The organism is Devosia sp. P1_H9 (assembly GCF_056405135.1).
This window is the reverse complement of sequence record NZ_JBFUCQ010000002.1, coordinates 388,840-406,928: the sequence shown is the minus strand read 5'-3', so window position 1 is coordinate 406,928 and position 18,089 is coordinate 388,840. Positions and strand designations below refer to the sequence as shown.

Annotated in this window: 19 protein-coding genes; 6 read left to right on the top strand and 13 right to left on the bottom strand. The window is 64.6% G+C overall.

All coding sequences use genetic code 11. From position 1 onward, the window contains the following. Window positions 1-20 precede the first annotated feature (20 nt). Window positions 21-1,553, top strand: a complete 1,533-nt coding sequence (locus AC1DYL_RS05220; RefSeq protein WP_477172301.1) for a copper resistance CopC/CopD family protein — start codon at window positions 21-23, stop codon at window positions 1,551-1,553. Between the two features lie 24 nt (window positions 1,554-1,577). After that, entirely contained in the window at window positions 1,578-2,294 is a 717-nt protein-coding gene (locus AC1DYL_RS05215) for a Crp/Fnr family transcriptional regulator (RefSeq protein ID WP_477172300.1), read from the top strand. On the opposite strand, the gene AC1DYL_RS05210 is transcribed toward AC1DYL_RS05215, so the two are convergent. Further along, a complete protein-coding gene (locus AC1DYL_RS05210) occupies window positions 2,260-2,490 on the bottom strand; it encodes a DUF1858 domain-containing protein (protein ID WP_477172299.1) in 231 nt (76 codons plus the stop codon). The two genes, AC1DYL_RS05215 and AC1DYL_RS05210, sit on opposite strands and share 35 nt — an antisense overlap. 128 nt (window positions 2,491-2,618) lie before the next feature. Between AC1DYL_RS05210 and AC1DYL_RS05205 the strand changes: the two genes are divergently transcribed. From AC1DYL_RS05205 to AC1DYL_RS05195, 3 genes are all read left to right on the top strand, one after another. Then, a complete protein-coding gene (locus AC1DYL_RS05205) occupies window positions 2,619-3,839 on the top strand; it encodes an NnrS family protein (protein WP_477172298.1) in 1,221 nt (406 codons plus the stop codon). A 101-nt stretch (window positions 3,840-3,940) separates the two neighbouring features. Then, a complete protein-coding gene (locus AC1DYL_RS05200; RefSeq protein WP_477172297.1) occupies window positions 3,941-4,387 on the top strand; it encodes a pseudoazurin in 447 nt (148 codons plus the stop codon). Window positions 4,388-4,464: 77 nt separating this feature from the next. Then, window positions 4,465-4,905 carry an Rrf2 family transcriptional regulator gene (locus AC1DYL_RS05195; RefSeq protein WP_477172296.1) on the top strand — a complete coding sequence of 147 codons (441 nt, stop codon included), beginning with the start codon at window positions 4,465-4,467 and terminating at the stop codon, window positions 4,903-4,905. A gap of 47 nt (window positions 4,906-4,952) precedes the next feature. Here AC1DYL_RS05195 and AC1DYL_RS05190 read toward each other — a convergent pair whose 3' ends face one another. The 6 genes from AC1DYL_RS05190 to hemN all read right to left on the bottom strand — a co-directional run bounded on the left by AC1DYL_RS05190 (window position 4,953) and on the right by hemN (window position 11,634). Beyond that, on the bottom strand, window positions 4,953-6,608 hold the full coding sequence (locus tag AC1DYL_RS05190) for a carboxylesterase/lipase family protein (RefSeq protein WP_477172295.1): 1,656 nt from the start codon (window positions 6,606-6,608) through the stop codon (window positions 4,953-4,955). A 71-nt stretch (window positions 6,609-6,679) separates the two neighbouring features. Beyond that, window positions 6,680-7,495, bottom strand: coding sequence for a DUF6544 family protein (locus AC1DYL_RS05185; RefSeq protein ID WP_477172294.1), 816 nt, complete (start codon window positions 7,493-7,495; stop codon window positions 6,680-6,682). 98 nt (window positions 7,496-7,593) lie between these two features. Further along, complete coding sequence (locus AC1DYL_RS05180; protein ID WP_477172293.1) at window positions 7,594-8,208, bottom strand: LysE family translocator; 615 nt, start codon at window positions 8,206-8,208, stop codon at window positions 7,594-7,596. Window positions 8,209-8,294: 86 nt separating this feature from the next. Continuing rightward, on the bottom strand, window positions 8,295-9,488 hold the full coding sequence (locus AC1DYL_RS05175; RefSeq protein ID WP_477172292.1) for a hypothetical protein: 1,194 nt from the start codon (window positions 9,486-9,488) through the stop codon (window positions 8,295-8,297). A 43-nt stretch (window positions 9,489-9,531) separates the two neighbouring features. Further along, window positions 9,532-10,179, bottom strand: coding sequence for a helix-turn-helix domain-containing protein (locus AC1DYL_RS05170; protein WP_477172291.1), 648 nt, complete (start codon window positions 10,177-10,179; stop codon window positions 9,532-9,534). Window positions 10,180-10,284: 105 nt separating this feature from the next. Beyond that, entirely contained in the window at window positions 10,285-11,634 is a 1,350-nt protein-coding gene (hemN, locus tag AC1DYL_RS05165; RefSeq protein WP_477172290.1) for an oxygen-independent coproporphyrinogen III oxidase, read from the bottom strand. A 91-nt stretch (window positions 11,635-11,725) separates the two neighbouring features. Between hemN and AC1DYL_RS05160 the strand changes: the two genes are divergently transcribed. Next, window positions 11,726-12,457: a Crp/Fnr family transcriptional regulator gene (locus tag AC1DYL_RS05160; protein ID WP_477172289.1), complete on the top strand. Its 732-nt coding sequence runs from the start codon at window positions 11,726-11,728 to the stop codon at window positions 12,455-12,457. On the opposite strand, the gene ccoS is transcribed toward AC1DYL_RS05160, so the two are convergent. From ccoS to AC1DYL_RS05130, 6 genes are all read right to left on the bottom strand, one after another. Beyond that, entirely contained in the window at window positions 12,423-12,599 is a 177-nt protein-coding gene (gene ccoS, locus AC1DYL_RS05155; RefSeq protein WP_477151039.1) for a cbb3-type cytochrome oxidase assembly protein CcoS, read from the bottom strand. The genes AC1DYL_RS05160 and ccoS overlap by 35 nt on opposite strands. Continuing rightward, window positions 12,596-14,857, bottom strand: a complete 2,262-nt coding sequence (locus tag AC1DYL_RS05150) for a heavy metal translocating P-type ATPase (RefSeq protein WP_477172288.1) — start codon at window positions 14,855-14,857, stop codon at window positions 12,596-12,598. The genes ccoS and AC1DYL_RS05150 overlap by 4 nt, the downstream gene beginning before the upstream one ends. Window position 14,858: 1 nt before the next feature. Continuing rightward, the gene (locus tag AC1DYL_RS05145; protein ID WP_477172287.1) at window positions 14,859-15,341 is read right to left on the bottom strand and encodes a FixH family protein; all 483 of its coding nucleotides are present in this window, start codon (window positions 15,339-15,341) and stop codon (window positions 14,859-14,861) included. Next, window positions 15,338-16,897, bottom strand: a complete 1,560-nt coding sequence (gene ccoG / locus AC1DYL_RS05140; RefSeq protein WP_477172286.1) for a cytochrome c oxidase accessory protein CcoG — start codon at window positions 16,895-16,897, stop codon at window positions 15,338-15,340. Before ccoG ends, AC1DYL_RS05145 begins: the two co-directional genes overlap by 4 nt. Before the next feature lie 132 nt (window positions 16,898-17,029). Continuing rightward, window positions 17,030-17,896 (bottom strand): cytochrome-c oxidase, cbb3-type subunit III, encoded by an 867-nt coding sequence (gene ccoP, locus AC1DYL_RS05135; RefSeq protein WP_477172285.1) that lies wholly within the window; start codon window positions 17,894-17,896, stop codon window positions 17,030-17,032. Next, the gene (locus tag AC1DYL_RS05130; protein ID WP_477172284.1) at window positions 17,893-18,078 is read right to left on the bottom strand and encodes a cbb3-type cytochrome c oxidase subunit 3; all 186 of its coding nucleotides are present in this window, start codon (window positions 18,076-18,078) and stop codon (window positions 17,893-17,895) included. The genes ccoP and AC1DYL_RS05130 overlap by 4 nt, the downstream gene beginning before the upstream one ends. Between the last annotated feature and the right edge of the window lie 11 nt (window positions 18,079-18,089).

The following is an 18,089-nucleotide window of genomic DNA, read 5'->3' as shown; positions in this document are numbered from 1 at the left end:
GGTGCTTTCGCGCCATCCTGTTGTTCTGGCTAATGCTTGCGGTGTCGCCGGCATTCGCCCACGCGTCGCTGCTTTCCAGCGTCCCACCGGCGGACGCTCGGCTTTCCACGATCCCCACGAGCGTCAGCCTCACCTTCAACGAGCCGATTTCGCCGGTGGCCTTGTCGCTGGTAAGCCCCGACGGCGCCGTGGAAAATCTCGAGGGGACAGCCAACGGCGGGCGCCTCCTTGTTCGCATGCCGGCCGCCGCGGGGCAGGGGAGCTACTTGCTTTGCTGGCGTGTTGTATCGGCGGACGGCCACCCGGTCGCTGGCACCATGCCTCTCACCATTGGAGTTTCCGGTGGGCTGCGAGCGGCTGCCGCCGAACCGAGCGATGGAGTTTGGCCGGCGATCTGGATCGTCACGACGTTGATGTACGCGGGGCTGTTCTTTGGCGTTGGCGGAACACTGTTCATTGGGCTGGTAGCGCGAAACCGGCCGATCGGCCGCGTGGCCTGGAGCCTCCTTGGGCTCGGCGCGGTGATGATCGCTATCTCGGTGCCTCTGCATGGCCTGGATCTGACGGGGCGGACCTTGGAGGCTGTGCTCGATCCAGCAGTGTTGGCGGCGGTAATCCAGACGTCCTACGGCGCCCTGGCTGGCCTGGCGCTTCTGGCGGTTTGCCTTGCCGGTCTCGCCGCGGCGCTGCGGGAAAAGTGGCGCCTCGTGGTCGCGCTCATCTCCTTTGTGGTCATGGCCGCGGCGATGACCGCGTCGGGGCACGTCGCCACCGCCGGTCCCTCCGCCGTCGCCCGAGGGGCCCTGGCTGTTCATATCGTGAGTTTCGCCGTGTGGATCGGCGCACTTCCGTGGCTGGCTTTCGAACTGGTCGTTCACCCCGCAAGTGCATCCCGCGGTCTGGCGGTGTTTTCCCGGATGATCCCGGTGCCCGCCGGCGCCCTACTTGTCTCCGGGGCTGTGCTTGCAGTTATCCAGCTGGGATGGCCGGGCATGGCGTGGATCGGGCCCTACGGGGCCATCCTTGCGGCGAAGCTGGTCCTTGTTGCGGTCCTGTTCGCAATAGCAGCGTGGAACCGCTGGAAGCTGACGTCGCCGGCTCTCGCCGGTGAAATAGAGGCCCAGATCGCCTTGCGGCGGCTCGTACTCGCGGAAGTGGTCATCGTCCTTACAGTACTCGGTCTCGCCGCCGGCTGGCGCTTCACGCCGCCGCCGAGAGCGGTGCTGATCGCGCAAGCGATCGAGCTGACCACGCATCTGCACGGGAGCAGCATGATGGCAGAACTTTCGATAAGCGACCCGCGGAATGGCGGCCTGGCCAGTGTCCAGCTCACCCCGATGAAGGCGCAGATCGAGGAGCCGCGGTCAGTGACCCTATCGCTTGCGGTGCCCGACCTCGCCCCCATCAAGCTCGAAGCGGTCGAGCAGGGCGACGGCATGTGGACCACAGAGGTGCCGCCGCTACCCATCACGGGCAAGTGGAAGGTGAAGGTGGAAGTCAGGGTGAGCGACTTCGATCTCGTGAGCCTGCCCGGAACGATTGTCGTGAAATGACCGCCCGATTCGAGGAAAGCTGACATGCAAACGCAAACGCAGATCAACCGCGCCGCGGTCCAGGGCCTCGCGCTGTTCGAACAACTGGCGCCCGGCCAAGTCGACGACGTGCTAAGATCGGCGGGCAGCCGTCGCTATGCCCCCGGGGGCGTGGTGTTCGAGCAGGGCCAGACCGCAACCCAGTTCTTCGTGCTGCTGCACGGTCGCCTGCGGGTGACGCAGGTCACCAGCGAGGGCCAGCAGGTGGTGGTCCGAATGGTCAACCCCGGCGACCTGTTTGGCATCGCCAAGGCGCTGCGCCGGTTGGACTATCCCGGGACAGCGACCGCCGTTTCGGAGAGCGTCGTGCTCTCCTGGCCGATGAGCCTCTGGAACGACTTCCTGGAGCAATACCCATCGCTGGCCGTCAATGCGATGCAGACGATGGGCAGCCGGCTGCTCGAAGCCCAGCAGCGGCTGCGGGAACTGTCGACCGAGGAGGTCGAGCGTCGCGTCGCCCATGCGGTTCTCCGCCTCGTGAACCAGTCGGGCAGGAAAGAAGAGGAGGGGGTCCGCATCGACTTTCCCATTTCCAAGCAGGACATCGCCGAGATGACCGGTACCACGCTGCACACGGTCTCCCGCATCCTCACCGCCTGGGAGGCGGCCGGACTGGTGGTAGGCGGTCGTCAGAAGCTGCTGGTACGGGACCCGCACCAGCTCGTCCTCATCGGTGACGGGCTGAAACCTGGCTATCTCTGAGCCTGGCCAGTTCGATGTCGGCCGCCAACCCACCCAGCAGCAGCGTGTGTTCCTCCGCCGCGTCGATCAAGGTGTGGAACGGCGCTATCGGACATCCGACGCAGTGCATGCGGCGGTCCAGGAACACCCTGATGGTCGACGGCCACTTTGACATGATCTCCGCGAGACTCAGGTCGTCAATGTCGGTTCCAGGCATCACGGCGTCTCCGGCTTCTCCTGACACCAAACGTTACGCAGGCGCCGAGCGACTTCCTTGCGCGACAGCAAAGACCGGGGAGGTTTGGACTGGCATTCATCGCTGCGCCACCAAGGAGCGGCAGGACCATGAACTTCGGCTTGGGCAATGCAGTCAGCAAGGCTCGCAAACCAGTCCCCCGTGGCATCGCCAGAAGCGGGCCGCCGGTGCTGTCCTACGGGTTCCGCCCGTTTTTCCTGCTGGCAGGGATCTTTGCCATTGCCGCGATGGTTGGCTGGATTGGGGCATTGATTGCCGGCTGGGAGATCGGCGGCGACTACGGCATGCTCAACTGGCACGCTCACGAGATGCTGTTCGGCTACACCAGCGCCGCGCTGGCGGGCTACATGCTGACAGCCATTCCCAATTGGACCGGCCGCCTGCCGGTGTCAGGCTTGCCCCTGCTCGGGTTGGTTGCTGTGTGGCTAGTGGGTCGGCTCGTCATGGCCGTTCCGGGTGTCATTGGCCTGCCGCTGTCGATGCTGGCCGAGGCCTGCTTCCTGCCGCTGATGGCCGCGATAGCTGCAACAGAGATCATCGCGGGAAAGAACTGGAAGAACCTCAAGATCCTCGCCGGCCTGAGCGCCCTTTCGCTGGTCAACATCGCATTCCATGTTTCGGTGGCGTTCAACGGCGTGGCCCTCGAGGCGTCCCGGGCTGGTGTTGCGATCTACGTGATGCTGATTGCCGTCGTCGGCGGTCGCATCGTTCCCAGCTTCACCAGGAACTGGCTGGCAAAGGCAGGCTCACCCCGGCTGCCGGCCCCGTTTGGCCGCTTCGATATCGTTGCGACGGCATGGCTGCTGGTGGCCCTGGCGCTGTGGGTCGTCTTTCCCGAGACCATCGTCACCGCCTGTTCGGCGGTGGTCGCGGCCATTCTCCACGCTGTCCGGCTCGCCCGCTGGCACGGCCAACGCACGGTCGATGAGCCTCTATTGCTCGCACTTCACGTCGGCTACGCATTCATCCCCCTCGGGATGCTGTCGGTTGCCCTCGCCTCCCTCGGCTGGATCGCCAATGCCTCGGCGCTTCACGTCCTGACCGTGGGGGCCATCGCAGGGATGACATTCGCGGTGATGACCCGCGCGAGCCTCGGGCATACGGGGCGAGCGCTCACCGCGTCCCCGTGCACTTCGGTTGCCTACCTGGCGCTGACACTTTCAGCAGTGCTGCGGCCGTTTGCCGAGCTGATTCCATCGCAATACCACCTCCTGCTCTCCCTGAGCGGCGCGTGCTGGCTCATTGCATTCGGGTTGTTCGTCCTCGAATTCGGGCCGATGCTCGTTTCACCAAGGCTCAAAGCCGGATGAGGCAGTAGGCCGCAGGCCGGGCCTCACTGCCTTGCGACGCATTGCCAGGCCCGACGGATCGCCATAAAGATGTATTGTGAATACATCTTTAGGAGGATTCCATGAAGTCACGTTTACTCTTAGTCGCGGCGGCCCTGTTGGCGATCGGCGGGTCGGCTCAAGCGGCGAATTTCGACGTTCTGATGCTCAACAAGGGTACCGACGGCAAGACGATGGGCTTTTCTCCCTCGTTCCTGCAGATCGAGCCGGGTGACACGGTGACGTTCATTCCCGCGGACAAGGGTCACAATGCAGAGACCATCCTCGGCATGATCCCAACCGACGCCGAAACCTGGAAGGGCAACCTCAACGAGGAGTTCACCGTGACGTTCACGGTTCCCGGCCTTTACGGGTTCAAATGCCAGCCGCATTTCGGCATGGGAATGGTTGGCCTGATCGAGGTGGGCGGCGACAAATCCAACCTGACCGGGTTGATGGACGTCCGCCTGCCGGCCAAGGCACAGGCGCGGATGATGGAGCTGTTTGCCAAGACTTCGCCGCGCCAATAGCCTGATCCTGGACTCGAGGCGATCTTGCGGCGCCTCGCCTCCAACCGACCTGTGGCCCGCGGAAAAGGACGGTGCCAATGCGCCTGACGGTCTACAGCGATTATTCTCTCCGACTGCTGATGTTTCTCGCCGTTCGGCCCGAACGGCTTTCGACCATCACGGAAGTAGCCCAAGCCTACGGCATGTCCGTCAATCACCTGATGAAGGTCGCCCACCAACTGGGCCAAGCTGGCTACGTCGAAACCGTGCGCGGCCGTGGCGGCGGCATGCGGCTGGGAAGGCCGGCCGCCGAGATCGTCATTGGCGCCGTGCTGCGACATACCGAACCGGACATGGACATCGTTCCGTGCTTTCAGCCGGACAATGAGGATTGCCCCCTTCGTCGCGCCTGTTCCCTCAAGATCGCGCTGCAGCGTGCGCAACAGGCCTTCCTGGCGGTGCTCGACGAGTATTCCATCGGCGATCTGGTTGCCGTGCCAGGACCGCTACGCTCGCTCCTCGGCCTGGCCCCGGCCTAGTTCGCGCTCTCTTTGAGGACATCAACGACCCTGGAGGTTGTGCGATTCTAGCGCACACCCTCCCAGAGGCGGCGCTCCGCGGCCATCGGATCCTCGACGACAGTAGACGGCACATCGAAGTGCATTGTCGCCCGTCGCGCCGTGTCGAATTCAGGCCAGCCCGCATCCCCGGTGGTGGCAAAACGCGTCCATGCCTTATGCATCTCACCCGCAAGCTGTTGCGGCGGCCCGGCACCGAGAAGCTGCTCGGTTTGGGCCCCGAGCGTATCGAACACGAATGGGATTTCGACGGCATGACCGGCACCCAGGCGCCCGTCGAACTGAGGCGAGCGCCATGCAAACTCGTACATGAAGGTTCTTGCCTTGCCATGAGCTGAATGCGCCTCGGCAAGTCTCAGCGCGGGAACCCGCCAATACCAATCGGTCATGACAGCCGCGAACAGGTCGCCCGTACTCGCGCCTGGATACCGTTCCCGGTAGGCGGCGAGAGTGGCCGCCACCGGCAACCCCGTTGCCATGATTGTCCCCGCAAGGGCCTCTTCACCGATCGCGTCGATTACGCCGCCGGGTACCAGAAACAGCCGCCACTCCTCGGTGTTCGATCCTGACAGGATGTCGACATCCGCACCGATGCCGGCCGAGATCGCGTCGATCGGCCGGACCGGGATCAGGTCACCATCGATGACTGGCTCCCACGGCAGCCCATCGAGCATGATCTCCCCCCAGAACGCCGGGTCTGGATTTGAGAGAAGCTCGCCGCGCAGCGCTTCCTGCGCCTTCAGCATCTGCTCGATTGGAGCGGCGGCAATGGCCTCGCGGCTCGCGTCGGTCCCGAGTAACTCGGCCAGCCGTCGACCGATGCGTTCGGCCGTCCTCGGCGTGCTGGCATGATGACCGCCTCCGCTTTCGATGATCGCCCGCCGGAAAAGCCCCCTGGCACGCGCCATCGAAAGGAGAGTGCCAACGCTCAGCCCGCCGGCGGACTCGCCGAATATCGTGACGTTGCAGGGATCGCCGCCGAACGCGGCGATGTTCTGCTGTACCCATTCGAGGGCCGCAATCTGGTCGAGCAGACCCACGTTGGAGATCCCATCGTTCAGGAAGAGAAAGCCCTCCGCTCCGACGCGGTAGTTGATGGAAACGAGGACAACGCCATCGCGGGCGAAGCTGGTTCCGTCATACCAGGGAGAAGCTCCTGTGGCGTGGTACTCGTACATGCCGCCGGGTATCCAGAGCATGACAGGCAGGCCTGCCTCGCCTAGCGCCGGCGACCAGATGTTCAGCGTCAGGCAGTTGTCGCCCGGACCCGGCACCTCTGGCGGCAACAAGGCCGCGACCATGGGCGGGTAGGGCGGTTGCGGTGGCTTTGGGCCGAACGCGGTGGCGTCTCGCGTACCGTCCCAAGTTTCGGGAGGGCGGGGAGGTCGCAGGCGGTTTTGCCCGATCGGGGGCGCCGCAAAGGGGATACCCTTGAAGCTATGGATGCCGTCCACAGTTGCGCCGCGGAGCTGCCCGCTCGAAGTTGCGACGGTGGGGAGGGCATCGTCCGAAATCGCTCGAGCCGGCCACAGTCCCGCTGCCAGTCCCGAACCGGCAGAACCAATCAGAAAACGACGTCGCCTCATAGCGGCCTCCATCTGGCGCCCCACAAGATGGTTGGGATCGTAGCCGGCCGGCTCCCCTGGCAGATTGATCGGGATCAAAATCTGGAGTCTTCTTGTGCGAAGGTGGTCTGCAGAGGCTCATTCCTAGATCCTGGGACGTTCCCTGGACTTCAGAAGTTGACGTCGCTGCTCGGCTCGTACGCAACGATCTCGCCTTTCCAGTAGGTGAAAGGTCCCTCAGACAGCACCCAGCTGACCTCGCCGTAGCTCGGGATGCGATAGCGTCCGAACTGCTTGTATTTGCTGAACTGGCCTCTCCACAACGTGGGCACGGTGGTGCTGCCCACGGTCATCGGGCGGTCCGCTGCTTCCAGACCGACTATGTCGCCTGAGGCATCGAAGAACAGCCGAACGCTTGCCGGCCCCGTTCGGGACGTGCCGCTCACCTCGACCACGCCACCCTCGATCTGCCGCCACCTCAATTGCGCGTTGTTGAGGATTGCATCCGGATGAACCGGCAGCTCGGACAAGTAGCGCTGCATCTCACCCTTGTCGAAATCGGCGCCAAGGCCCTTCGCTACAGACAGGACGCCGACCAGGCGGGCCTGCAGCAGCCCTGAGCCGCCGACGACGCTGTCGATGACCGAGACGGGTAACCCAAACATGCTGCCGCGACCGACCCAGACGAGATCCGCTCGACGTGTGGCCAACCATTGGTCTGCCTCGATATCGATGGGCGGTCGCCGCTGATCCGTCACCAGCATGGCGCGGTGGCGGAGGTGGACAGATGTAGGCCCGCCAACGCTGCCTCCCGCCCGCATCGCATAGGCGCGCACGATGTCGGGAAGTTCTATCGCAGCCGTGGCCGGCTCGCCGCCCGCGATAACCCGCTCGCGCACGCCGGCAATCAGGGTCTCGAAGTTCCTGCTCTCGAACCAGACATAGGCTGCCACGCCGGCCAGGCCAACAATCGCCAAAAGCAGCATCGCGTGACCCCATTTCATTTTTGGGCCTCCAGTCACGTATCTATCGATGCCACCGGATCTGCAGCCACATTGATCTAGGTCAAGAACTGCTCGGCGGCTCAGAATGGGGCGCGGGTCGCGTAGGCAACCCATGCGGCGACGGCCACCAGTGCAAGCGCGAACAGCTTGCCTACGGCGGCAATCAGGCCTCGGTTCGCAAACAACGGACGGAGGGCGCCGGCGAGGCTCACGATGCCGCCGTGGACCACCGTTGCCACGGCGACGTACAGCGCCGCTAGTACGGCGGTCGAGCGCCAGTCGGTATCCCCCGCGGGCAAAAACCCCGGCATGACCGCCACATAGAACAGGGCGGCCTTGGGATTCAGCAGGTTCGTAATCAGGCCACGGGTGAAATAGCGTCCGTCATCCGCGGTGGTGTCCCCGGAGAGGTCTTCATTCCAGGCCTCCCAGGCCAGATAGAGGAGATAGGCGACCCCACCCCAGCGGAGGACACCGTAGAGCGGAGGCGACGACTGCAGGAGCGTCGCCAGCCCGAGGGATGCAAGCAACCCGAGGACGCCAAGGCCCGCGGCGACCCCAACGACTGCGGCGTATCCCGGCCGCCTCCCATGTCGTGCTGCCAGCAGGGCGAGATATGTCATGTTCGGCCCGGGCGTGAGCTCGATGACCAGACTTGCGAGGACAAACGCAGCGAGTGTCTCGAACGTCAGCATTGCGAAATCGCCCAGTGGTGGGAACGAAGCGGCGACCACTATTGGTCGCCGCCGTCGTTCGTTGGTAGAGGCACGCGATGGCCTTGCTAGCGAGTGCTCGCCGATACGAGCTCGGCATGATCATGTGGCGCGCCGTCGTCGTGTGCCGCCTCGTCGCCGTGAGGGTGGTCCGGATCGGGACTATGCGTCGTCATTTCGATCGGCGCACGGCCTTCAGGCCCATAGATCGCCGTGTGCAGACCCCAGTAGCTGCCAGCGATGACCACCAGGGCAGCCGCCAGTCCGACCGGCACGCTCCTTAGGCTCTTCTTGAGGGCCGGCAGGAAGTGCATCTCACGCGTCGGATCGATGGCGATGATGACGATGATCGCCATGATCAGGGCGTGGCCGACGAGGTCCATCCTACCGAACGGATAGACCGCAGCATTGAAGATCACGAACAGGCTGATCGCCGACAGCCGACGAACCAGTGGGGTCCAGAGCAGACCAAAGCCCATGGTGAACTCTGCGACGCCAGCCATCGGAATGAACACGTCGCGCGACATCCCGAACGTCAGGAAGGGCTTCTCGTCGACGAGCGGATAGAACCACTCGGGATAGGCGAACTTCTCGAGGCTCGACCACATCAACGCGATCGCTACACCCCAACGCAGCAGCTCAAACCTGTGCTTCCGCCACTCGGGATTATCAGAGCTTTCGAGAACGAGGTAGCCCGCAATGGCAACGCCCAGCGCCAGATAGTCGAGAAGGTGGAAGATGTCGTAGTCGCGTAGCGCCAGGACCCACAGGAGGATGATGCCTGCGGCTGAGAAGGGCTGGGTCTTCCGCGAGAAGATGCCAAACGCAATCAGCAGTTGCAGCCACGACACCCACTCGGCCGGCGTCTTGAGGTCAGGAGTGAGATAGACCCCGCCGACTGCGAAGATCGCGACGAAGAAGGCGCCGATCACCACGCGGACGAAATCGTCCGACCGGTTCCAGAGCGGTCCCGAGACCTTGTCCATGCCGGCGAGCGTCGCTTCGCCGAGCCGGGTGCGCTCGACGATGCGCGTTCCGATGAAGAATACCAGCACCAGCCCGATGGCGAGCCAGAACCAGGTGTTGGTCAGTGTCGCCATGATCGGCTGTGGCGCTGCGCCGACGATGTAGGGCGCGAACCACTTGACGTGAGCCTCGGCGGGCGTAGCCGCCAGGGGCAGGATTAGGGCGGCCGTTCCGGCCGCAGTGAGCAGCGGCCGAAAGCGAGCCAGCTGGTACTTTGCCGCAAGCAAGATACTCATTTGTCTCTCGAATGGTTGGAGGTCGTTTGAACGCTGCGACTTGTCAGTCGCACATGTCCTGCAGGGCAGCGAGATCGAGGATTTCGATTTCGCTGATGGAGCGGAGCCGGATCACGCCCTGGTCCTTCAGGACTCGGAGGATGCGGGACACCGTCTCGAAGGTGATGCCGAGATAGTCGGCGATGTCGTACCGCTGCATCGGCAGGAACACGAGCTTGTCGTCGCCTTGACGCTCGGCGAGATCGAGGATGAGGGCGGCCATGCGCTCGTTCGCAGTCCGGCGCCCGAGCACCATCAGGTGGTTCTGCGTGCGAGCAAGGCTCTTGAGCGCCAGCATCAGCATGCTGCCGGTGGGCTGTTCGCCGCGGCTCGCCCGGAGCACTCGGACGCCGGCGCCATCGACGCTTTCGGCAAAGGATTCGTGCTCGGGGTCGGCCTCGAAGCCGAAAACCTCACCAGCGGTGTGGAAGGCGCTGATCAGCCGCCGGCCATCGGCCGTCAGCCGGCAGATCCGGACCGTGCCGAACTCAACCACATAGAGCGGGCCGGCGGCCTCGCCCTGAGCATATATCACTGCATCGGTCGGGTAGAAGGTGACAGCGGCCGGCTGCATCGCGGTCAACAACTCGGAGACACCCACGCCTGCAGTTTTGCTCGGCTGGTTGACCCGGAAAGTCGGCTGGATGTACATCTCTTGCTACCCCTGATTGCGATGATCAGTAGGTAGCCGCTCCGCCGGATCCGAGAAATTCCGGCTCGAGTCTTAGGGGGTTTACTTAGGGCCCGCCCCCCGGAGCTAGACGGCGACGGAGTGGCGGCCGACGCCGCTGGCCAGATACGTATCGAAGGTGGACGCGATCGAGCGGACGAAAGGCCTCCCGAGCTCGGTGACCGTGAACGTGTGTCCGTCAAACCAGACGACACCTTCTTCGTCGCCCTGCGCCGCATAGGTCATCTCCATCACCACCGGCGCAGCGATGTGCCTGAAGCGATCCCGCAGTTCATCCACCGAGACGGAAAAATCGCACATCAGACGCTCGATGATCCAGCTCCGCATCCGGTCCTCCTCGCTCAGGCGCAAACCCTTTGCGATGGCGAGCCCACGTTCGCGGATAGCCCGGATGTACTCGCCGGTTGCAGTGATATTCTGCACATAGCCTTGCGGCAGGCAGCCGATTGAGGAGGCGCCGAGGCCGATGAGGGCAGGGGCTTCGTCCGTCGTATAGCCCTGGAAGTTGCGATGCAGCCTGCCTGATCCGGCAGCCACAGCGAGACTATCGGCGGGCTTTGCAAAATGATCGATCCCAATGGCCACGTAGCCGGCCGCGCAGATGCGCTCGGCCGCCGCCGTCGACTGGCGCAACCGCTCGGCCATATCCGGCAGGGCCGCCTCGTCGATCATGCGCTGGTGAGTCTTCATCCACGGGACATGCGCATAGCCAAAGAGCGCCAGGCGATCTGGGTTCATCGCCAGGGCCTGGTCAACCGTCGCCACGACGCTGGCGACGGTCTGGTGCGGCAGTCCGTAGAGAACGTCGAGGTTGACCGATGTTACGCCCCGCTGCCGCATCCCATCGACGACGGCCTTGGTCTGCTCGAAGGTCTGGATGCGGTTGATTGCGTTTTGCACCTTCGGGTTGAAGTCCTGTACCCCGACGCTGATGCGTGTCACCCCGGCGGCCGCGAACGCGTCGTACCGATCCTCGGTCATGTCGTTCGGATCGATTTCGATGCTGAACTCAAGTCCGCGACTTGTGTCGAAACGCTGCCGCACGCGGGACGCGAGACTGATCAGATCCTCGGGCCTGAGCATGGAGGGCGAACCGCCGCCGAGGTGCAGGGCGACGGCCTGCCCACGTCCATCAAGCAACCCGGCGATGGTTTCCATCTCGGCAAAGACGGACGGCAGGTAGGCAGCGATCGGATCGTAGCGGAGCACCTGCTTGGTATGGCAACCGCAAAACCAGCAAAGCCGGTCGCAGAAAGGGATGTGCACGTAGAGGGAAAGTGCCGTCGAGGCCGGCAGGGAGGCAAGCCAGCCCGCGTAGGCAGCGTCGTCGATCCCTTCATGGAAATGCGGCGCCGTGGGGTAGCTGGTATAGCGGGGAACCGGCTTGGCGAACCGGTGGAGCATTGCGTCGGACATTGGCACCTCTCGCTTCCTAGGTCGCAGAACCGTGCTGGCTCGTCCTTGATCCTGATCAAATGCTCCGCGTCGCATCGTGCGATGACGGGGCATGCCACGGTCAAAGCCAGTTTCTGCAAGATCGAGTTCGGAGCCGGTGCCGCGCGCCTGCCTGGAGTGCCGGGTCCGGCATGAGGGCATCTGCGCGGTCCTGAGCCCTGCTGAACTTCAGCACCTTGCGCGCCACGCAAGGCACACGCGACATCAGGCCGGCGAGGGCCTTGCCCTCGAAAGCGACGAGATCAGCGGGTACGCCAACGTCACCGCCGGCGCGGTCAAATTGTCCCGCGTTTTGAGGGATGGCCGGCAACAGCTGGTTGGGCTGCAGTTTGCTCCGGACCTGATGGGCCGGCTGTTCCGGACCGAAAGCCCCCTTACCGCGGAGGCGGCCTCAGATGTGGAACTCTGTCGCTTTCCCAAACGCGTGCTCGAGGCGCTGGTCGCGTCCAGCGCAAACCTGACGCAGCGTCTGCTCGACCAATCCCTCGACGAACTGGACGAGGCCCGGGAGTGGATGGTGACCCTGGGGCGGAAAAGTGCCGCCGAAAAGGTCGCCAGCCTGCTGCTACGGATCGCCTGCCGAAGCAGCAGTGCGGATGTCGGCGACAGGGTTGCTTTCGACCTGCCCATCGGGCGAGCCGATATGGCAGACTTCCTGGGCCTGACGATCGAGACGGTATCGCGTCAGGTCAGCAGGCTACGGCACAGTGGCGTAATCTCGGTCTCGGGCCACCGCCACATCAAGGTGCTCAGCCTTCGCGCTTTGAAGGACCGTGCCGGATAGCGCGTTCGTCCTCATCGAAGATCCGCTCGCTCGCCCCCTCCAGGTCTTCGTACTGACCCGACCGCAAAGCCCAGAAAAATCCGGCAAGCGCGATCAGGCCCAGCGCGATGGCGATGGGAATGAGGAGGGCGAGACCGCTCACGTGGCGGTCTCCTCGTGTGCGATGAAGTTCGGCCGGGTGGCGCTCCGGACGGGTGCCGTCACGGCGCCGAACCGCAGGCGGAGGGCATTCGCCACCACGATCAGGGACGACGAGGACATCGCAATTGCGGCCACCAGTGGCGTCACCTGGCCGGCGATCGCAAGTGGTACGGCAATTGCGTTGTATCCGATCGCCAGCGCGAGATTCTGCGACACGAGGCGTGCTGCGCGCCGTGCCGTGCTGATCACGAACGGCACGGCGCCGAGATCGTTGCCGGTGAAGACGAAGTCAGCGGCGCTGCGGCCGATGTCGGCAGCGGAGCTGGGTGCCATCGAGACGTAGGCCGCGCGAAGGGCAGGGGCATCATTGATGCCGTCGCCGACCATCAGAGTCCGCCCGTCCGACACGGCGGCGACCTTCTGCTCCGGCCTCAGGGAACTCTTCGCCTCAGCGATGCCGACGACCGCAGCGACGGCGTTCACGGCTTCAAGCTGGTCGCCAGATAGTAGCCGCACCGGCAGTCCCAATCCGCCCAGCGCCGCGATGCTGCTCCGGGCCTCCGGGCGGGGCAGGTCGCTGAAGCAATAGTGACCCTGGCTTTTGCCGTTCGCGCTGAGCCAGACCTCAGACAGCGTCGAGCGCGTGTCATCGGCCGGCACGCCGCACCACTCCCGGCTTCCCAGCCGCCAGGTCACGCCGGCAACGATGCCTTCCACCCCTCGCCCGGCTTCCTCCCTGATGTGGCCGGGCACGTCGTGCGCACTGCCAAGATGGGCGGCGAGGGCCTTCGACAAGGGATGGGTACTTGCTGCCGCCAGGGCCGCAGCGACGTCGCGGGCTTGGTCGCTTTCGGAGTGGCTTTCGACGACTTGTGGCTGTCCGGCAGTCAGCGTCCCGGTCTTGTCGAAGGCGACGGAGTCCGCTTCGGCTACCCGCTCGAGCGCGGCACCGTCCTTCATGAGGATACCGCGTTCGAACAACCTTCCGGCCGCGACGACGTGGACGATCGGCACGGCCAGCGCGAGCGCGCATGGGCAAGTGATGATCAGCACTGCCACGGCGTTGAGCAGGGCGGCATGCCAATCGCCTGACATCAGGCCCCAGCCGAGGAAAGTGGAGATGGCGATGGTGTGGACAACCGGGGCGTATATGGCCGCCGCGCGATCGGCGAGCCGCCGCGGCTTGGTCTTGGCACTTTCGGCGGCCTCCATCATCGCCGCCATACGGGCAAGGAAGGAGTCGGTGGAAGCTCTCGCAGCTCGCAACCGGACGGGGCCGCCTAGATTGCTCGCCCCAGCGACCACCTCGCCTCCGATCGGTACGACATGCGGCACGGTCTCACCCGTGATGATCGAGTAGTCGAACGCAGCGCCGTCGGTGGTGACGACGCTGTCCAGCGGTACCCGCTCCCCAGCCCGGATTTCCAGCAGCATGCCAGGGGCGATCTCATCGAGCCGCAGATACTCCCGCCGGCCGTCGTCGTGCACCCTCGTCGCTCCACGCGGCTGCAGCCGGGCGAGGTTGGTTATGGCGCTGCGGGCCCGCTCGCGCATCAGATGGTCAAGCGTGCGGCCGACGAGGAGGAAGAAGAGCAGCGTCGCCGACGCATCGAAATAGGCATGCTCGCCCGAGTTCAGTGTTTCGAAGAGGCTCAGCGCCGTGGCGAGGATGACGCCGATCGAGATCGGCACGTCCATGTTGGTCTTGCCGACACGCAGCGCCCGCCAGGCCGAGCGAAAGAAGATGCGCCCCGAATAGAGAATCGCCGGCAGTGCGATGATCGCTGAGATCCAATGAAACAGGTCGCGGGTCGCGTCATTGGCACCCGACCAGACCGAAACCGAGAACAGCATGATGTTGCCGGCCGCGAAGCCGGCGACGCCAAGAGCCTTCACCAGTTCGCGCAGAGCGGGATCGCCTTCGTCGTCCTGGGTCGGGTCGAGGACATAGGTGTGGTAGCCGCTTTCACGGATGGCCGGCGCCAGCTCGGACGGCTGGCCTCGCGCGGGATCGAAGACGACACGGACACGACGGCGGGTGAGGTTCACCCGCGCCGCGCGCACCATGGGAAGCGCCGCAAGGCCCGTCTCGATCGAGCGGATGCAGGCGGCGCAATGCGCGTCCGGCACGGCGAACTCGAGCTGATGGGTGCCGTCTCCGAGGCGGCGGCTGAGCGCGAGAAGCGCTTGACTGTCGGCCTCGATGCCGCTGGCCTTCACGTCGACGATGGCGTGCTCGCCGGGAACGCAGCAGGTCATCTCACTCGGCTCCCACGGTGAAGCGATCGCGCAGTTCGAACGGCCCCTTCGAGGTCTCGGTCGCCTGCACCAGGGCGTCCCAAACGCCGGCGGCGAGTGTCAGCGTCGCCGTGTATCCCCCATCCGGCGCCCGCTCGAGCAGCACGGCCTGGTCGTCATGTCCGCCCACCGGACGATTGACCTGCAGCTCCACCGGACCGAGGTCGATGGGTCGGCCGGCACCGTCGACGATCACGACCTTGGCGATCCCCGGCGAGTAGGTGAACGTCGCCTGCCACCCCGCTGCCTTCTGCGCTTCATGAGCGATGCGTTTCTCCTCGAACTCCTGGCTGGCGACGTAGGAGTTAGACACCACGAGGCCCGTCCAACTGGTCGACGCGACGATGGCCATGCCGATGTTGACGGCGATGATCACACCGAAAAAGCCGATGACGAGAAGCCACATGTGGCGCCCGGTAAACTCCTGCGGTCGGGTGGGGGTCATTTGCTGCTCTCCGGAACTTCAAACGTGGTCTCGGTGCTCGACCGGATGTGGCCGTCAGCCGTCTCGACGACGATGCGGAATTTCGCCTGCGCATCCGGCCGCGCCGTGGGGGAGGTGCGAACATAGAGCCGAAGCGGCAGCACGCGGTCGGGCTCCAGCTCGAGGTCGAGAACCTGGCTGGCCTCGCCGCCATCGACCAGCGACAGCGCCGCTCCCGGCAGGCCCTCGAGGTGCAGTTCGACGCTGCGCGGGGCCGGCGTCATGTTCAGGACCTTGACGTCGTAGCCGTTGCGGATCGAGCCATCCCTGAGCTCGACATATAACGGGTTGCGATCGTGCAGCACGCTGACGGACAGCGGCGTGCGCAGCGTCAAGGCGGTTAGCATCGCAAGGCCGATCGCCAGCCAGCCGACGAGGTAGACGATGGTCCTTGGCCGGATGACCGACCGCCAATCGGTGTGCTTGATGGCGTCGACCAGCTTGCCGGTGGGCTGATCCCGCACACGGTTCGGCTGGACAACCTTGCCGCTGCCGGTCGCGAGCGCCATGTTCTGGTTGTAGTCGCTCAGCGTTGCGTAGGAGATCAGGCCCGTCTCCTTGCCCAACCTGGTCATCACGTCATCACACGCGTCAATGCAGAGCGCGCACGTGATGCACTCGAGCTGCTGCCCGTCCCGGATGTCGATGCCCATGGGGCAGACCACCACGCAGGCATTGCAGTCCACGCAGTCACCTACCGGCTTGCCCTCGGCTATCGCCCTCTTGGCGTGACGGCTCCGCGGCTCTCCGCGCCAATCGTTGTAGGTGACGGTGAGCGAGTTCTCGTCCAGCATCGCGCCCTGGATGCGCGGCCAGGGGCACATGTACGTGCAGACCTGCTCCCGCATCAAACCGCCGAACGTGTAGGTCGTGGCGGTAAGCAGCGCGATGGTGGCGTAAGCGACGAACGGCGCCTGAAGCGTGGCGATTTCGGCCAGCAGGGTAGGGGCGTCAGCGAAGTAGAAGACCCAGGCGCCGCCCGTCACAACCCCGATGGCGAGCCAGGTGGCGTGCTTGGTCGTTCGCTTGAGCAGCTTGGAAGCGGTCCACGGCGCTGCATCAAGCTTGATCCGGGCGTTGCGATCACCCTCGACGTAGCGCTCGACCGCGAGGAACAAGTCGACCCAGACGGTCTGTGGGCAGGCATAGCCGCACCAGGCGCGACCGACCGTTGAGGTGATGAGCAACAGCCCGATCCCGGCCATCACCAGCATGCCGGCGACGTAGTAGAACTCTTGCGGCCAGATCTCGATGAAGAAGAAGTAGAAGCGCTTGTTGGCGAGGTCGACGAGGACCGCCTGATCGGGCGCGAACGGTCCGCGGTCCCAGCGCAGCCACGGCGTGACGTAGTAGATGGTGAGGGTCACCAGCATCACCAGCCACTTGAACTTCCGGAAGTGCCCCGTCGCCCGCTTGGGGAAGATCTTCTTGCGCGGAGCATAGAGTGGCTGGCGCCGCTGGGCGGAGTTCACCGCGTCGACGTCATAGGATTGGGGGTCGGGCGGGTCCGCAAGCATTCCGATATTCCAAGTGGTCGTAGCCGTTTCTCACACGAACGCCCGGCGAGCGGCTTGATCTGGGTCAATTTCCGCGGACGAGAAGGAGAGCGCTTGCGGTCGCCCCCCTCCTGCCCGCGGCGATGGCACTACCTATTGGCCACCGCCGAGTCCGTGGACGTAGACAGCCAGCTGCTTGACTGCAGTATCCCCCAGCCTTGGTTGCCAGGCGGGCATGACGCCGTGGCGGGGCCGCTCGATCTGGGCCTTGATCGCCGCAAGCGTGCCCTCATAGAGCCAGATCTGATCGTTGAGTGACGGACCCCCGGCATCGGGCATCCCCTCGCCGCCACCGCTGTGGCAAGCCGCGCAGTTATCGGCGAAGAGCCGGGCGCCCTCGTCACTGGCGACCCCTCCATCGATCCCGGATAGCGAAGCGACCTGCTTTGCGAGAAGGTCGATCTCCTCAGCGGTGAGCATGTCGTCCGTGCCGAAGTTCGGCATGACGTTGTAGTGCGTCTCCGGATCGGTCGGCGAACGTGCACCATGCGAGATCGTCGCGTAGATCTGCTCGATGCTGCCGCCCCAGACCCATTCGTCGTCATTGAGGTTCGGGTAGCCGACGCTGCCCGTCGCACCGGTGCCGTGGCACTGCGAGCAGTAGACCTTGAACAGCGACTTCCCGCCGGCGCGGGCGAACCGAGCCAGGTCCTCGTTGGCGAGGATATCCGCCACCGGGGTCTCGGTGATCTTCGTGATCAGATCCCCCTGCGCCGCCTTTGCAGCGGCCAGTTCGGCATCGAGGTTGGCGCGGCTGGAGTAGCCCAGAACGCCCGTTGTCGCGGACGAAATCAGCGGCCAGGCCGGATAGGCGACGGTGTATCCGATCGCAAAGATGATGCAGCCGTAGAAGGTCCACAGCCACCAGCGCGGTAGTGGGTTGTTCAGCTCCTTGATGCCGTCCCACTCGTGACCGGTGGTCTCGACGCCGGTGACCTGGTCGATCTCCCTGTTGGTCATTTCCGTTCCTCCCGCGCCTTTGGCTGCACATCGTCGAGTGGGATGCGGGCGGCCGCCATGGCGTTTGCCTTGGCGCCCGGACGCACGAGGAAGAACACGACCACGAGGAAGATCGCCATCATGTAGAGGAGGCCCCAGCTGTCGGCGAAGTGCCGGAGCATGTCGTAGTGTGCGGTTGGCATGAGCTGGCTCG

Bases quoted from the DNA above. Each gene is read 5' to 3' on its own strand.
- AC1DYL_RS05215 (WP_477172300.1), top strand. From the start codon at position 1,578: ATGCAAACGCAAACGCAGATCAACCGCGCCGCGGTCCAGGGCCTCGCG.
- AC1DYL_RS05130 (WP_477172284.1), bottom strand. From the start codon at position 18,078: ATGCCAACCGCACACTACGACATGCTCCGGCACTTCGCCGACAGCTGG.
- hemN (WP_477172290.1), bottom strand. From the start codon at position 11,634: ATGTCCGACGCAATGCTCCACCGGTTCGCCAAGCCGGTTCCCCGCTAT.
- AC1DYL_RS05200 (WP_477172297.1), top strand. From the start codon at position 3,941: ATGAAGTCACGTTTACTCTTAGTCGCGGCGGCCCTGTTGGCGATCGGC.
- AC1DYL_RS05195 (WP_477172296.1), top strand. From the start codon at position 4,465: ATGCGCCTGACGGTCTACAGCGATTATTCTCTCCGACTGCTGATGTTT.
- AC1DYL_RS05175 (WP_477172292.1), bottom strand. From the start codon at position 9,488: ATGAGTATCTTGCTTGCGGCAAAGTACCAGCTGGCTCGCTTTCGGCCG.
- AC1DYL_RS05170 (WP_477172291.1), bottom strand. From the start codon at position 10,179: ATGTACATCCAGCCGACTTTCCGGGTCAACCAGCCGAGCAAAACTGCA.
- AC1DYL_RS05205 (WP_477172298.1), top strand. From the start codon at position 2,619: ATGAACTTCGGCTTGGGCAATGCAGTCAGCAAGGCTCGCAAACCAGTC.
- AC1DYL_RS05185 (WP_477172294.1), bottom strand. From the start codon at position 7,495: ATGCTGCTTTTGGCGATTGTTGGCCTGGCCGGCGTGGCAGCCTATGTC.
- AC1DYL_RS05160 (WP_477172289.1), top strand. From the start codon at position 11,726: ATGCCACGGTCAAAGCCAGTTTCTGCAAGATCGAGTTCGGAGCCGGTG.
- ccoP (WP_477172285.1), bottom strand. From the start codon at position 17,896: ATGACCAACAGGGAGATCGACCAGGTCACCGGCGTCGAGACCACCGGT.
- ccoG (WP_477172286.1), bottom strand. From the start codon at position 16,897: ATGCTTGCGGACCCGCCCGACCCCCAATCCTATGACGTCGACGCGGTG.
- AC1DYL_RS05210 (WP_477172299.1), bottom strand. From the start codon at position 2,490: ATGCCTGGAACCGACATTGACGACCTGAGTCTCGCGGAGATCATGTCA.
- AC1DYL_RS05145 (WP_477172287.1), bottom strand. From the start codon at position 15,341: ATGACCCCCACCCGACCGCAGGAGTTTACCGGGCGCCACATGTGGCTT.
- AC1DYL_RS05150 (WP_477172288.1), bottom strand. From the start codon at position 14,857: ATGACCTGCTGCGTTCCCGGCGAGCACGCCATCGTCGACGTGAAGGCC.
- AC1DYL_RS05180 (WP_477172293.1), bottom strand. From the start codon at position 8,208: ATGCTGACGTTCGAGACACTCGCTGCGTTTGTCCTCGCAAGTCTGGTC.